Raw genomic sequence first — 14,338 nt, 5'->3', positions numbered from 1 at the left:
GCACATACTAGGTGTAAATAATGTGTGAATCAACACTTAATTACTACTTTATCTTGTTTTTTTGCCATTTGTATTTTCTTAGCAAAATTTTCTTTTATATAATCTTCTTTAAGATAATTAAAAAACATACTTAAGTTTCTCAGGATTGAATTTATATATGTAGGTTTTAATCCAAGTGATTGCTTATACTTTATATATGCTTTCACATGTATATGCGATAGCTTTTCTAATGTTGTAATATTAAATTCACTTTCTAAGTATTACAAGAACAAATTATTATTGTTTCTTACGGATTTCTCTGTACGAACAGAGTAATTTTTTAAGCGCATCTCAAGTAAATACTCTTCTAATAAATATTTTAGTGCTAGACCAACAGACATAAAAAAACCCCAATTATGATATATTCTATATGTCAATACACCATAATTGAAGGTCTTACATTTACCATAACTGGTAATGTTTTTATTACTATTTTTTCACCAAGTCCTTGAGGCTCAAAAGATTACTCTTCATCCCAGTTGTGTAGATATTTTGAACATCATCATCATCATCAAGAAGATCAAGCATTCTGTTCATTGATTTTAATGCAGCTTCATCTGTAAGTGTTGTCCATGTTTGTGGCACCATTGTTACTTCTGCTTCTGCCATTTCGATACCAGCTGCTTCAAGTGCTGCGTGAACATCAGCGAAAGCTTCTGGAGAAGTTGTAATTGTGTAACCTTCTTCTTCTGCTTCGAAATCGTCAGCACCAGCTTCGATTGCCATCATCATAAGTTCATCTTCGTCCATATCTGTTGCTTCTTTTTCGATAACGATTTGACCTTTTTTATCGAACATGAATGATACACAACCTGTTGTACCCATGTTTCCGTTACCTTTTGTGAAGTATGAACGTACGTTAGCTGCTGTACGGTTTTTGTTATCTGTAAGTGTTTCTACGATTACAGCTACACCATTTGGACCGTAACCTTCGTATGTGATATATTCGTAATGTACGTTATCGCCATCACCAGCTGCTTTTTTGATACTTCTTGCGATAGTATCGTTAGGCATGTTGTTTGATTTAGCTTTTGCAATTACGTCAGCAAGTTTTCTATTGTTAGCTGGGTCAGCCCCACCATCTTTAACTGCTACAGCAATTTCACGACCAAGTTTAGTAAAGATTTTACCTTTTTGTGCATCGTTTTTTGCTTTTTTATGTTTAATATTGGCAAACTTTGAATGTCCAGACATAAAATGTTGTCCTCCTTATAATTTAATTGCTTACTCAATGTCTTTCACCCATTTGAAGTAAGCTCACTATTGATATTTTACCATATTCTGCGTAAATCTTGCAACAAATTTACACTAATACATCTACAACTTCGAATTCCCCACGGCTCATGCTTACTTCTGCATTTGTATTTTCTGTAAGCCAGTCACAGAAAGCATCTTGCTCTCCAAGTAATACTTCTACCTGCATTGTAACTACATCTGTATAAATGCTGTCACGAATTCTATAGCCTTTGTCGCCTAATAAATATTGTACTTTTCCTACTAATGTATAATTCATTTGTACATCAATAAGCTGTATACGTCTCTTTTCAATGATCCCAGCATTTAAAAGACCTTCTTTGGCTGCTTTACCATAAGCACGTACAAGCCCACCTGTACCTAATAAAGTCCCTCCGAAGTATCTTGTCACACAAATTAAAGTATTACGTACATCTTCCCCTTTTAAAACTTCTAAAATAGGTTTTCCTGCTGTCCCTTGTGGTTCGCCATCATCACTACAACGTTGAATCTCATTTTTTTCGCCGATTTGATAAGCAAAGCAGTTATGTCTTGCATCATAGTATTTCTTACGTAATTGCTGCAAACAAGCTTCTGCTTCTTCTTGCGTTTTCACTTCACATACTGTGGCAATGAATTTAGATTTTTTTTCAACTACTAAGGCTTCTCCTGGCCCTTGTATGGTTCTGTAACTTTCTAACATAATCTCACCTTATCGTTAAAGTATTGTACTTCTATACTATCATAAAATGCTTTCTAAAAAAATAGCCTAAAAGCTTCTTTATCTCTAAGCTTTTAGGCCGTTTTAACTATTCTAATTGGTAATCCCTTGCTAATTACATACTCTGAAAGGCTATTTCTTTAAACAATTGCATATCAAATTTGTAATCAAGCATAACATATTCTCCTTTTTGATACATACCCTATGCATCTTTCTTTATCTCTTTATCTTTTCCCTTACCACTTTATTTTAGTGAATAAGTTCATCAATAACTTCTTGTAAATGTGCCCCAGCAACATTATTTCTGTAAAGTTTTGTAACGAGCTCACTCGCTACACTGACATCATTAGAAAAATATTCTATATGACTAATCATTTGATTGTTTGCTTTTTCTGCCACTTCTACACCGTAAAAATCTTCCCCATAATAACCTAGTTTCTTAATCATGTAGTAATCTACCGTTCCCAGTGATAATTCATTCTTCCCAATTAATGTTTTTTCAATTGTCATGACATACTTCCTCCCAGAGTTATTAATTTTTTACTTTTTCTCTCTAGTCACATTATAAATGATTTAGTATTTTTTTTGAACCACAATCGCTCGTGCTATTTTTCTTCATTTTTCCTTCATTCTACAGAAGTTGCTTGGCTTTTAGATTTTGTAAACCATATTTTATAGCTTTTATTGTTCTTTAACAACTAATTTGGCTTTTATTGTTCTTTAACAACTAATTTGGCTTTTATTGCGATATTTTTTTATTTGTAACCTATTTGTCATATTTGACTTAGCCTATGATAAAAGGTTCTATTTTGTAAAATTTATCCTTTGGCATATAACCACTTACTTCAACCCCATCGTTTGTATACTCTTCTTCTAATCTTTCTGCATATTCATGACAAAATCTTACAACTTCTTGACTTGTATATGGTACGCTGATTTTGAACGATTTCATATTATCGTATACAATCTCTTCAATACGTGCTAATAACTCTTCACAGCCAATGCCTTCTCTTGCAGAAATAGCCACTTCACTATCTGCTTTTTCATCTTTTGGATAAGTATCTACAACCCTATCAATCTTATTATAAACAGCGATAATTGGAATATCTTTTACCCCAAGCTTTTCAAATGTTTCATATACTACTTGCTGATGTGTTTCAATATGTGGTGAACTTGCATCCATCACATGTAATATTATATTGGCATATTTTGCTTCTTCTAAAGTCGAATAGAAAGCTTTTACAAGATGATGTGGCAGTTTACGGATGAATCCTACTGTATCTGTTAATAAAATTTCTGAACCACTAGGTAAATCAATCCCACGTGTTGTAGGATCAAGTGTAGCGAATAATTGATCTTGTACATAGACATCACTACCGCTTAATTTATTTAATAATGTTGATTTACCTGCATTTGTATAACCTACGATTGCTACTACTGGCACCTTATTTTTCTCTCTTCTTGCACGTAAAAGATTACGGTGTTTTTCAACTTCTGCAAGTTCACTTTTTAAGATTTCCATACGTTCTCTTATATGACGTTTATCAAGCTCTAATTTTTTTTCACCAGGTCCACGACTTCCAATTCCGCCCCCTTGACGAGAAAGCATAGCCCCAAAACCTGTGAGTCTTGAATTTTGATATTTAAGCTGAGCCATTTCAACTTGTAGTTTACCTTCTTTAGAGCGGGCACGAGCTGCGAAAATATCTAAGATCACCATTGTACGGTCCATGATTTTTACATTTAAAGCTTCTGCTAAATTACGCATTTGAATTGGTGAGAGTTCATCATCAAATACAACGCCTGTTGCATCTTCTCTCATAATAAGTTCACGAATTTCATCAACTTTCCCTGAACCAATATAAAATCCTGGATTAATGCTATCTACACGTTGTAAGATTTTATCTACGGTTTCACCACCTGCTGTTTCTACAAGCTCAGCTAATTCATCTAAGCTTTCTAGAGCTAATGCTTCGCTATATTGTTTTTTTGTGCTGATACTAAAATCAGTCTTTCTTGCTTTTCTTCCATTGCAGTTGTCATATCTTACCTCTCTAATTCTCTTACTTTCATTTTTTTTATTCTACAATCAATGTCTTTCTTTATACAAATGCGGTGATTTACATTATCATTTGCGGCTAATGATGCGGCTAAACATATTTTTGCGAATTTCTCTTGTTCATATTTACGATTAATTCCTACTGCTAAGGCGCCTAAAAAAGCTCCGCTTGCTGCAGCATTATCTTTATGCACCAATTGAAATATGGATTCTACTCTACAATACTTGTTTTTAGAAAGTACTAGTGCACCTCTTTGTTTAAGATACACACAGACATAATGTACACTTTGTTTAAGATACACAGACATACGCTCTGCAATCTCTTCTATTTGTATACTCATTAAACCTAATTGATTTAATTGTTCTTCCGTAAACATAAGTGCATAAGGCTTCTGTTGCATAACAACTTCTAAAACATCCTTTTGTCCTGTAGAAACCACTACTTTGACATTGTGTGCCTTTGCTTCTTCCATCCATTCCTTATAAACGGTCTTCTGCATACTTTCTGGTACAGCTCCTGCTAATACGAGGGTAGAAACCTTTTTAATGTGTGCACGTATTTTCTGCGTCATTAAATTACTTTCCTTTTCACCTGGTATAGTAGGCTCTGTTTTAATTGTATAGTTGTTCATGAAATGTTCATCTACTATTTTCACATATTGAGGTGTTTCATAATCAGTCCACACAATATCTGCTTTAACTTTAGATTTATCTAAATAGTGCTTAATATATTTTCCTGCGAAACCACCCATGCTGCTGATTAAAATAGGTTCTTCTTGTAAGACTTTCATCATCTGTGCACTGTAAATACCTTTTGATAAAATGTTTAACGAAACATGCCTTGCCGTTTGCTCCTCATCTGCCGCTAATGCTTCCACACCATATATGTACTCTATGGCAGGAAAAGGGGCTACTGTTATAATCATTATTTCACCAACCTTTTACGATTTTACATTGAGATTTATCTTTATATATAGTTATAGCATACTTTCTGATAATTTATCCACTTATTTTCAATTTCTTCCTATTATTATTAATCACTATTCCTACAGCAAAAAAAGGTGCTGCAAAACTTCTTTGCAGCACCCTTTTTTTATGTTTCAATAATTATGCTCTAAATAATAATTCACTATAAGTTGGAATTGGCCAAGCTTTTTCGTCTACCATAACTTCTAAGCCGTCTGCTACTTCTCTTACTTGTTCCATCACTGGAATAACTTGATCTTTGAAGAATGTTGCTTTTGCTAAAGCTTCTTCTACTTTTTCACTTTCTTCTACACGACTCACTAGTAAATCTGTACTTTCTTTTAGGACATTAAGTTTAGTTGTAAGATTTTCTAAGATATCTGTTTGTGCATTAATTTTGAAGTTGCCTACTTGATTTAATTTGTAAATATGATCTGCAACTTCTGTTGTGTATTTAATAACAGCTGGTAAGATTTGTTTTTGTACCATATCAATCATTGTACGTGCTTCAATACGTACTGTTTTGTAGTATTCTTCAAGTAAGATTTCATAGCGTGCAAAAATCTCTTCTTTACTAAATACTTTATTTCTTTCGAATAAATTGATTGCTTTTTCTGATACGTAACATGGAAGAACGTCTACTGTTGTCTTGTAGTTTGAAAGACCTCTAGCCGCTGCTTCTTTTACCCATTCATCTGAGTAGCCATTACCATTGAATATGATACGTTTATGGTTTGTATAAGTTTCTTTAATAATTGCTCTAATTTCTGTGCTTACGTCTTCTGCATTTTCAAGACGCATAGCAAATTCATTTAATACATCTGCTACAATGACATTAATTACAAGGCCAGCTTCAGCAATCGATTCTGAAGATGGGAACATTCTAAATTCAAATTTATTACCTGTAAATGCAAATGGAGATGTACGGTTACGGTCCGAACTTTCTTTTTGAAGTTGTGGTAATGTGGCAACACCCATTTCCATCATTTCTATTTCAGATGCGATCACTTTTTCATCTTTTTCAATGCTGTCAAAGATGCCTGTGATTTCTTCACCTAAGAAGATAGAAATAATAGCTGGTGGCGCTTCGTGACCACCTAAACGATGATCATTTCCTGCTGTTGCAGCGCAAAGTCTTAATAAATCTGCATAATCATCTACGGCTTTAATAACTGCCGATGTAAATAATAAGAATTCTTTATTGTGATGTGGTTTTTTACCAGGTGAGAATAAATTCTTACCTGTATCTGTTACAAGTGACCAGTTAACATGTTTCCCTGAACCATTAACATATGCAAATGGTTTTTCATGAAGTAAACATGCAAGCTCATGACGGTTTGCTACTTTTTGAAGTGTTTCCATGATAAGTTGATTTTGATCACAAGCTACGTTTGATGTTGCAAAAATAGGTGCGAGTTCATGTTGCGCTGGTGCTACTTCATTATGTTTTGTTTTAGATGGTACCCCAAGTTTCCAAAGCTCTACGTCAATATCACGCATGTATTTTGCGATTTTTTCTTTGATGCTTCCATAATAATGGTCTTCCATCTCTTGTCCTTTTGGAGGTACAGCTCCAAAAAGTGTACGTCCTGTAAAGATAAGGTCTTTTCTTTGTTGATAATGCCTTTTGTCAACTAAGAAATACTCTTGTTCTGCACCAATTGTTGATGTAATATGTGCAGCATCATCTCCCATTGCTTTTAAAACACGAAGACTTGCTGCTTCAATACATTCCATTGAATGTAAAAGTGGTGACTTTCTATCTAATGCTTCTCCTGTATGTGAATAGAAAGCTGTTGGGATGCAAAGTGCTACCCCACTTGCATCTTCTTTTAAAAAAGCTGGTGATGTACAATCCCATACTGTATATCCTCTTGCCTCAAATGTTTGTCTTAAACCACCGGAAGGGAATGAAGAACCATCTGCTTCTCCTTTAATAAGTTCTTTCCCTGAAAACTCCATAATCATACGCCCGTCTGAAGTAGGTGATAAAAAGGAATCATGTTTTTCTGCTGTACGTCCATTCATTGGCTGAAACCAATGTGTAAAATGGGTTGCACCTCTTTCGATAGCCCAGTCTTTCATGGCATTTGCCACAACATCAGCTACAGCTGGTTCTAAAGGTAACCCTTCATCAATTGTTTTGCGTAATCTTTTATAAGTTGTCTTAGGCAATTTCTCACGCATAAGTTGATCGTCAAATACATTTTGCCCAAAAATTTCTGATAACTTCACATCATTCATCACATAGATACCTCTTTACTAAAATTTTAATCATCCTAACTATATCATGAGTATTCTTTAAATGACAATATCTATTGTTAATCTTTAGTAAAAAATTACGATATTGTATCGAATTTTGCATATGACTTACGTATAAATTTTTATTCCACCTCCTCACATTTACTTTTAAATCCATTCTTCATTTTTATAATTTTTATGCAGATAATGCTTATGCATATATAAATAGTAATAAAACTGTCAATAATATAAAACATATTCTTCAAATTTACTCATATGCAAAATGAATGTAATATGTTTGTTATATATTTAAAGGAAGATATAGTATATAATAAATGAGGATACGCTCAAATCTGTACTCGACCTCGTAGGTTGTGATATAATATCTCATTAGAGGAGGAGGAAACTTATGAATTACTCAAAAGATTCTCGTGCTCATGAAGAGCAAAAGAATAAGCCCAAAAAAGCACGTAAAAAAGGTAAAGTAATGACCTTTCGTATAATTATCATGGTACTAATTATTAGTTTATTTGCCGTGGTAGGTGGCGGACTTGGCGTTGTCATCGGAATTATTAAAAACACTCCAGATGCTTCTACTTTAGTTCTTAAACCAACAACCAATTATACATCCTTTGTCTACGATACAGATGGAAATCAAATCGATACTTTCTCAACCGCAGATAATCGTATTTATGCCACTTTAGATCAAATTCCTTATTACCTTCAAAAAGCAGTGGTTTCACTAGAAGATGAGCGTTTCTATGAACATAACGGAATTGATGTAAAAGGTATTTTCAGAGCTGTAATTAAAAATGTTCAAACTGGTAGTTTTAGTGAAGGTGCCAGTACAATTACTCAGCAATTAGTTAAAAATAATATCTTATCAAAAGAAAAGAAACTCACACGTAAAATTCAAGAACAATATTTAGCAGTACAATTTGAAAAGCTTTATCCTAAAGATACAATCTTAGAATATTACCTCAACACAATTGGTCTTGGCCAAGGGGTAAGTGGGGTTCAATCTGCTGCTAACCGTTACTTTGGAAAAGATGTCAGTGAACTGAGTTTAACGGAATCTTGTGTCGTCGCCGTTATTACCCAGTATCCTACTAAATATAACCCAATCTTAAATCCTGAAAATAACTGGGATAAAGTTAAAGTTTGTTTAGACAAGATGGAATCACAAGGCTATATTTCAGCTACTGAACATGCAGCTGCACTTAAAGAAAATCCATATGAGAACATCAAAGAAGTTCATAAAGAATTTACTGAAAAATCTCCACATAGCTACTTCGTAGATGCTGTTCTTGAACAAGTTGTAGATGATTTACAATCTGAACTTGGTTATACAACAACACAAGCTAATAATGAAGTATATGGTGGTGGACTTCGTATTTACACAACAATGGATCAAAAGATGCAAAAAATTGTTGATGATACCCTTAATGATGAGTCTCTTTATCCAGATTCACTTTATGAACTTTCACTTGATTATAGTGTAACTGTTCTAAAAGCCGATGGGTCAACACTTACAGAAAACGCTACCGGTACAATAGATAGTGGTAGTGACAGTGCGATTGAATCTTGGAAACAACAACAATTAAATGCTTGGGGTGTGAATTCAGCGGATACTATCCAAAGAGAAAACTTAATCAAATTACCTCAACCACAAGCAGCTTTCGTTTTAACAGATTACCGTACGGGTCAAGTTAAAGCCCTTGGTGGTGGACGCGGAGATAAAACAAACCGTGGTTTCAACTATGCCACACAAGCAACTCGACAACCAGGTTCTACATTTAAAGTACTTGCAGCTTATGCGCCAGCTTTAGATCTTGGTAAACTTTCTCCAGGTTCTACACTTATGGATGAGCCTTATACTATTACACCAAGAGGTGGAAAACCATACTCCCCTAAAAACTGGGATAATCAATATATTGGGTCAACTAGTGTCCGCAAAGCAATTTACCACTCTATGAACGTATTAGCTGTTAAAACAGTAGCTGAAGTCGTTGGTGTAGATGTTGCTTATGATTATTTATTAAACTTTGGTTTCACAACACTTGCAGATAGTGACCGTGTTTATGCCTTACCTTTAGGTGGGATTACAAAAGGGGTTACAGCCCTTGAACTTAATGCGGCTTACTCTGCCATCGCTAATGATGGAACTTATATTAAACCTGTATTCTATACAGAAGTTAAAGATGCAAATGGTAATGTTATTTTAAGTAACATTGGTGAAAATGTGGCTAAACATTCACATTCAGTTATCAAACCTGCTACTGCACATCAACTTACAGATATGATGCAAGATGTTGTAAATATCGGTACAGGGACAGCTGTTAAAAATTATTTCACAAGCCAACCAGTAGCTGGTAAAACAGGTACAACAACAGATTCTGTGGACTTAGTATTTGCAGGTTATACACCTTACTACTCTGCAACAATCTGGACTGGTTACGCACAACAAAAATCACTTTCTAGTGGTGGCGGCAGCTATCACTTAAATATCTGGGGTAAAATCATGTCTCAGATTCATGAGGGTTATGAATATAAATCATTCCCACAAGTGAATACTGAAACATCTGATGTACATGAATATAGTATTTGTTCAGCATCAGGTAAATTAGCTACTTCACTTTGTTATCAAGACGAAACCCACGGTGTTCATACAGAATACTTCTCAGATGGTAATGCACCAAAAGAATACTGTGATGTTCACGTAGAAGTAGATATTTGTTCTATTTCAGGTAAAGTCGCTACAGAATACTGCCCTGAAGATGTACGTGTAAAACACGTTCTCATAAGAGGTGTGGATAATGGTACAGTTATTCCTGATGAATATTGTGATGTGCATACAGCAAGTAATAACGCACCTTCAGAAGATAACCTTTCTGAAGAAACACCATCAGATCAAATACCACCTAGTGCTGAACCTGATTTAAGCTTACCAGATCAAGTACCGCCTACTAATGAGGAAGTGCCGCCTGCGCCAGCACCTAACGATCAGCCTGTTGAGCAACCTGCTCCACCAGCTGAACCGCCAGCGCCTAATCCAGATGATGATAATCCATTCTTCATCCCTCAAGGTTAAAATCGAAAAGCAAAAAAGCTATCGCAAATGCGATAGCTTTTTTATTTATATATTTTAGTTATTTGCTTGTACCGGTTGTTGTGTTTCTTGCGCCGCTACTGGATCCTGGGTAGATGCTGTATTATTTACTTCTACCTTTGGCTGTGCTGGCGTTGGCGCTACTACTTTTGTACCACGCTTAATAACAGCTGCTCTTGGTTTATAGTAACTATTATTCTCTACAACTTTATCTACAAGCTGACCATTTTGATCATAAAGTAATTTGTAGAGTCTTACACGTTTACCATCTAATGCGCTTGTTTCTATTTCCTCTACTCCAGCTGTTAATGTAGGATCGTCTACATATTTTGTTTCTGGTGCTGGTATTTCTTCTGTAATTTCAGATTCAAATTTAATATCATATTTAGGTTTTGCACTATCTGCACCATAAATATTTACATATACATGGTTATCCGCACAGAATCCTTCAATAATAACTGCTGTATCTAAATTATTTTGGAATTGAAAGTCAATAGAATCTGTTGCATAAGTTGCATCACGTCCTAATGGTACATAAGATACAGATAAAGAGTGGTTTTGACGCATTGTTACATCTAAATTTGTTAAAAGCACTGCGTTATATAATGTAGAGGCCACTTGACAAATTCCTCCGCCGATTCCTTTTTCAATTTTTCCATTTACAATAACATTTGCATCACGATATCCTACTTCATATGTAAAAGGCTCTAATTGCTCAGCTAAAGAGAATGTCTCTCCTGGCATTAAAGTACGACTGATTTTAGATGCTGCTACTGATAAGTTCGCATTTCTTCCTAAATCTGCATTATTATATGTAGTTGAATAACTAGAAATAACTTGTTTGATATTATCAAATGAAGAAGTTGTATATTTAGGTGCAATACTTTCTACAGTTGCTTCTACTTCTACCGTATCGTTATGTTCTTCGTTTGCTGTATGTTCTTCACCTAAAACCTTAGTAATTTCATTTGCAGTTGCTTCTACATTTAACTTTTGGCCATTTGCTTCTTCTGTTGTAACGAATGAACCATTTTTACGGCTAATTGTAGCATTAATTGGTGCAATATAAAATTTATCTTTGACAGCTTCTACTTGTGCTTTAATTAAATCCGCATCATAAGTTTCCCTTAAGCTAAGATTTAAATCCATATTTGTTTGATGCTTAAGTCTAGAGAATTTTTCTAATAAATTTCCTTTATGTCCTGCTTCAAAAGCAACTTTCAATACTTGATCAATATCTGATTGCATGCCAATTTTTTCACCTGAAATCTCTGCACTTATTGCATCCTTCTTGATAATAATTTTCATATTTTTTTTGATTTCGGCGAATTTGTCTGTAACCAGCTAGTGTGCTTCATCAAACGTTAAACCACTTACCGCTACTTCTTCTACTGTAATGCCTGGTGCAAAAACTTGATCAAATCCTTTTACTTCTTTATAGACATATCCTAGAGCACCTACTGTTACGCCTGCAACTACTATGGCCCCCAATGCTATGGCCCATTTTAGTTTATTTTTGGTCCCCATTATATTGCCTCCTTATTTAGTTTATATTTCGCTTATCTATGAAAACTATATTACATAACAAGTAATACACTTGAAAGCGTACCAAGTAACATTGCCACAACTACGATGACACAAATAATACTTACAACTGACTTTTTATGCTTGTGCATCCAAGCATACATATTAAATTTCTTTTTTACTTTTTTCGATTTTTTCTTATTGTTTTTCATCTACGTCACCCTCCAATATTATTATACCATTACTTACATATGATTAGCAAATCATTATTAAACTGATGAATATATTGGAAATACGTGTTTTCAAACATTTTCTATGTAAACTTATCCAAAAATATTATTAAAAATTAAATTTTTTACAATTAAACACCCTCGTCATAAAACGTGGGTGTTTAATTGTAATCATTATAACTCAAGTTCAATAATCCCATTACTTGCACAATATTTACTATCAATCTTACGTACTTGTCCCTTTTTAAATTCCACCATAATAATATTGTTATCTAACACTTCTATAATTGTCCCTACACCTAATTGCTTATGACGAATTACCGCACCTTTTTTAAAATGCTTTGCCATACGTCGTTCTTGTAATTCTCCTAAGAAACTAGATGGTGAAACTGCCTTGCCATGCTTTTCTTTAGGTACCATTAAATAAAGTCCTTTTTTCGCACGTGTCATGGCCACATAAAGTAAACGTCTTTCTTCTTCGATTTCTTCACCCGTTTCACTTTTCTGATGTGGGATAGAACCTTCTACTACATCTAATACAAATACTTCCTCAAACTCTAGTCCTTTTGAACCATGCATTGTTGTAAGGGTAATGACATTCTCCATACGTCCTTTTCTAGAGGCCTGCTCTTTTACTTTTTGAGACATTTCTTGAAGGAATGTTTCCCATTCAATTACACTACTAAAGCCTTGCACCGAATCTTCTATTTCATCCAATACTTCCAATAAGTTAGCAGGTGATACTTTTCTAAAGGCTGCATAATCCGCTACATAGTTATCATATCCTATTTGTTTGCGAATAAAGCGAATCGCTTCAGAAAGTGACTTTTCTTTCAGTTGCTGCAAATCAAATAAAAGTTGCTGAATATAATTTTTCTGCCACTCTGTTAAATTTTCATTTCCTAATAAATTCATAAACAAGTGATCTGAAGATTGACTAGCCATTTGAATAGCTTCTTTACTAATATAGCGCTTTGGTTTATTCATAATACGGCTTGCTAAATCAGGCTGATTAATATTTTCAGCAAGGTGTAAATAACTTAAAAGATCTTGTGTCAGCCACTGGTCATATAAACTTACCATGCCATCTCTTAAACAAAACGGTATATTGGCTATTAAAAGGTCTTCTACTACGGCACGTACTTGAATATTGGTACGATAAATTACCGCGATCTCATCTAATGGTACCCCTTTCCCTTTTAATGCACTTATTTTTTGTACAATCCATTTAGCTTCTTCTGCCCCATCTTTACACTGAATAATTTGTGGCAGTGTGCCTTTAGGATTAGGCGTTGTAAGTTGCTTATGGAATCTGGCTTTATTCCCTTCAATTAAGGCTAAACTACAATTTAAGATATCCTTTGTAGAACGATAATTCACTTCCAAGAAAATCTGCTGTGTATCTGGGAAGTGTTGCTTAAAGCCTAATAAAAACTCAGGCTTTGCACCTCTAAATTGATAAATACTTTGATCATCATCGCCTACTACAAATAATCCGTGTCCACTCCCCACTACTTGACATACAATCTCAAATTGAACTCTATTAATATCTTGAAACTCATCAATGAGAATATACTGATATTGTTTTCTCACGCTTTCTAATAGTCGGGAATCATTTTTAAGTAAATGATAGCAGTCTACAAGCATATCATCAAAATCAAATAATCCATGCCTTTCTTTATAATCTTCATAAGCTTTTACAAGCTTCACAAAGGTTGTTTGTGGAATTCCCACTGGCTTATACGCATTAAGGGGTGTTAATTGATTTTTCATAAGCCCAATATGTTTGAGAAATTCATCTAAGAAATCTTCATTTTCTTCAATTTCTAAATGTACCATTAGATCTTGAATGGTTATCTTCTTTTTGTCTTCTAAAAGTAAACGTTCAATATGATAACGGGCTGGATTACTTCTTCTTAAAATACGATAAAATGTGCTATGTAAAGTACCGAAGGTTACCCCCACTTCACCATATTGACGAATAAATCTTTCTTTCATTTCTTCTGCTGCCAACTTACTAAAAGTTACAACTAATATATTTCTAGCCTCACAGTGTATTTTTTCAATCATATACCTAATGCGATTTACAATCACATGTGTCTTACCAGAACCGGGTCCTGCAATCACTAAAGTAGGTGCTAAACTGCAAGTAACCGCTTCTATTTGACTTATATTTAACTCCATTGTTTTCTCCTCTGCTTGTTTCTCCTTTTAAT

At 34.3% G+C, this 14,338-nt stretch carries 10 protein-coding genes and 1 pseudogene; 1 reads left to right on the top strand and 10 read right to left on the bottom strand.

The features are described 5' to 3' along the window. Positions 1-502 precede the first annotated feature (502 nt). From JCM14822_RS14120 to JCM14822_RS14095, 6 genes and pseudogenes are all read right to left on the bottom strand, one after another. Positions 503-1,233 (bottom strand): annotated as a pseudogene (locus JCM14822_RS14120) (YebC/PmpR family DNA-binding transcriptional regulator). A 109-nt stretch (positions 1,234-1,342) separates the two neighbouring features. Beyond that, positions 1,343-1,975, bottom strand: coding sequence for a YigZ family protein (locus tag JCM14822_RS14115; RefSeq protein WP_054743005.1), 633 nt, complete (start codon positions 1,973-1,975; stop codon positions 1,343-1,345). 267 nt (positions 1,976-2,242) lie between these two features. Then, positions 2,243-2,503 carry a DUF6514 family protein gene (locus tag JCM14822_RS14110; protein ID WP_054743004.1) on the bottom strand — a complete coding sequence of 87 codons (261 nt, stop codon included), beginning with the start codon at positions 2,501-2,503 and terminating at the stop codon, positions 2,243-2,245. Between the two features lie 274 nt (positions 2,504-2,777). Then, entirely contained in the window at positions 2,778-3,992 is a 1,215-nt protein-coding gene (hflX, locus tag JCM14822_RS14105) for a GTPase HflX (protein ID WP_242861515.1), read from the bottom strand. A gap of 47 nt (positions 3,993-4,039) precedes the next feature. Beyond that, positions 4,040-4,978, bottom strand: a complete 939-nt coding sequence (locus JCM14822_RS14100; protein ID WP_054743003.1) for a PfkB family carbohydrate kinase — start codon at positions 4,976-4,978, stop codon at positions 4,040-4,042. 181 nt (positions 4,979-5,159) lie between these two features. Further along, a complete protein-coding gene (locus JCM14822_RS14095) occupies positions 5,160-7,262 on the bottom strand; it encodes a glutamine synthetase III family protein (RefSeq protein WP_054743006.1) in 2,103 nt (700 codons plus the stop codon). Between the two features lie 406 nt (positions 7,263-7,668). On the opposite strand from JCM14822_RS14095, the gene JCM14822_RS14090 reads away from it, so the two are divergent. Then, positions 7,669-10,350, top strand: a complete 2,682-nt coding sequence (locus JCM14822_RS14090; protein WP_054743002.1) for a transglycosylase domain-containing protein — start codon at positions 7,669-7,671, stop codon at positions 10,348-10,350. 54 nt (positions 10,351-10,404) lie between these two features. On the opposite strand, the gene JCM14822_RS14085 is transcribed toward JCM14822_RS14090, so the two are convergent. The 4 genes from JCM14822_RS14085 to JCM14822_RS14075 all read right to left on the bottom strand — a co-directional run bounded on the left by JCM14822_RS14085 (position 10,405) and on the right by JCM14822_RS14075 (position 14,306). Then, the gene (locus tag JCM14822_RS14085) at positions 10,405-11,676 is read right to left on the bottom strand and encodes a VanW family protein (RefSeq protein WP_054743001.1); all 1,272 of its coding nucleotides are present in this window, start codon (positions 11,674-11,676) and stop codon (positions 10,405-10,407) included. Between the two features lie 36 nt (positions 11,677-11,712). Continuing rightward, complete coding sequence (locus JCM14822_RS14080) at positions 11,713-11,895, bottom strand: hypothetical protein (RefSeq protein WP_054743000.1); 183 nt, start codon at positions 11,893-11,895, stop codon at positions 11,713-11,715. Positions 11,896-11,945: 50 nt separating this feature from the next. Further along, positions 11,946-12,104, bottom strand: coding sequence for a hypothetical protein (locus tag JCM14822_RS20465; RefSeq protein WP_157047784.1), 159 nt, complete (start codon positions 12,102-12,104; stop codon positions 11,946-11,948). Between the two features lie 192 nt (positions 12,105-12,296). After that, positions 12,297-14,306, bottom strand: a complete 2,010-nt coding sequence (locus JCM14822_RS14075) for an ATP-dependent helicase (protein ID WP_054742999.1) — start codon at positions 14,304-14,306, stop codon at positions 12,297-12,299. Between the last annotated feature and the right edge of the window lie 32 nt (positions 14,307-14,338).

The sequence above is a fragment of the Cellulosilyticum ruminicola JCM 14822 genome (assembly GCF_001311925.1).
GTDB classification, from domain to species: Bacteria; Bacillota; Clostridia; order Lachnospirales; family Cellulosilyticaceae; genus Cellulosilyticum; species Cellulosilyticum ruminicola.
This window is presented reverse-complemented; position numbering and strand designations above follow the sequence as displayed.

Bases quoted from the DNA above. Each gene is read 5' to 3' on its own strand.
- JCM14822_RS14115 (WP_054743005.1), bottom strand. From the start codon at position 1,975: ATGTTAGAAAGTTACAGAACCATACAAGGGCCAGGAGAAGCCTTAGTA.
- JCM14822_RS14110 (WP_054743004.1), bottom strand. From the start codon at position 2,503: ATGACAATTGAAAAAACATTAATTGGGAAGAATGAATTATCACTGGGA.
- JCM14822_RS14100 (WP_054743003.1), bottom strand. From the start codon at position 4,978: ATGATTATAACAGTAGCCCCTTTTCCTGCCATAGAGTACATATATGGT.
- JCM14822_RS14095 (WP_054743006.1), bottom strand. From the start codon at position 7,262: ATGAATGATGTGAAGTTATCAGAAATTTTTGGGCAAAATGTATTTGAC.
- JCM14822_RS14090 (WP_054743002.1), top strand. From the start codon at position 7,669: ATGAATTACTCAAAAGATTCTCGTGCTCATGAAGAGCAAAAGAATAAG.
- JCM14822_RS14085 (WP_054743001.1), bottom strand. From the start codon at position 11,676: ATGAAAATTATTATCAAGAAGGATGCAATAAGTGCAGAGATTTCAGGT.
- JCM14822_RS14080 (WP_054743000.1), bottom strand. From the start codon at position 11,895: ATGGGGACCAAAAATAAACTAAAATGGGCCATAGCATTGGGGGCCATA.
- JCM14822_RS20465 (WP_157047784.1), bottom strand. From the start codon at position 12,104: ATGAAAAACAATAAGAAAAAATCGAAAAAAGTAAAAAAGAAATTTAAT.
- JCM14822_RS14075 (WP_054742999.1), bottom strand. From the start codon at position 14,306: ATGGAGTTAAATATAAGTCAAATAGAAGCGGTTACTTGCAGTTTAGCA.